Origin of the sequence: Amycolatopsis orientalis DSM 40040 = KCTC 9412 (genome assembly GCF_000478275.1) — a bacterium.
Classification (GTDB): domain Bacteria; phylum Actinomycetota; class Actinomycetes; order Mycobacteriales; family Pseudonocardiaceae; genus Amycolatopsis; species Amycolatopsis orientalis.
Genome location: NZ_ASJB01000018.1, coordinates 1 through 951, shown reverse-complemented (window position 1 = coordinate 951; position 951 = coordinate 1). Strand labels below are relative to the sequence as shown.

Sequence of the window (951 nt, the reverse complement as noted above, 5' to 3'; positions counted from 1 at the left end):
CTTTTCCTTTGGTTCGCATGGTCGGCCTGGGAGAGTGCGGGACGCATGCGATCGTCGGTGCTGCTCTCGGAACATGGCACACCGGCGAGCAAACACTTGTCCCGCAACTGCTCCCCGACATCGAACCGGACATGCTGCTCTTGGCGGATCGAGGCTTCTACAGCTACAAGCTGTGGCACTCAGTGAGAGACATCGGAGCCGACCTTCTGTTCCGCACGTCCTCCAAGATGGTGCTTCCGGCACTCGAGGTCTATCCGGACGGATCGTACCGGTCGGTGTTGCTCGATCCCGAGCATCAAAGCAAGATTCGTCAGCGGGCCGCGCGCCCCGGTCGAGACGAGAATGCCATCCTCGCGGCGTCGGGAACGCCGTGTCGCGTGGTCGAGTACACCATAAGTAATCGTCAGGAAGACGGTCCCGAAACTTTTCGGCTGATCACTTCGATTCTCGACCACGAAGACGCACCCGCCCACGATCTGGCCGCGCTATACCACGAACGTTGGGAGTTCGAGCTCACTCTCGACGAAATCGAGATCCACCAGCTTGGGCACGGTCGCGTCCTGCGCTCCAAATCACCGGAGATGGTCAAACAGGAAATCTGGGGAATCCTCCTTGCGCACTACGCAATCCGGCACCTCATGCTCGAAGCCGCCGACACCGCGGACATCGACCCGGACCGACTGTCCTTCATCCGCAGCCTCCGGATAATCCGCCGCCAGATCACGGGGCAGGCGGACTTTTCCCCCTCGCAAACTCACGAAAGCAAAAAACCTCGCCATCGCTGAAATCCTCGAAATAGTCAACCCTGCCCGACGTCGCCGCAGCTACCCGCGCGTCGTACGACGACATTTCGCCAAATACCACCGAATCAAACGCCCCAGCCACCACGAGCAGCGCTACGACGTCCCACCGAAGATCCTGATCACACCACGCTTAACTTAGCGGCATTGC

1 protein-coding gene is annotated in these 951 nt (G+C 59.9%); it reads left to right on the top strand.

The genetic code is table 11. The annotated features are described in order from the left end of the window. Positions 1 to 785, top strand: a 785-nt coding sequence (locus L324_RS06080) for an IS4 family transposase (protein WP_037304915.1), incomplete at its 5' end; no start/stop codon positions are given. Positions 786 to 951: the final 166 nt, after the last annotated feature.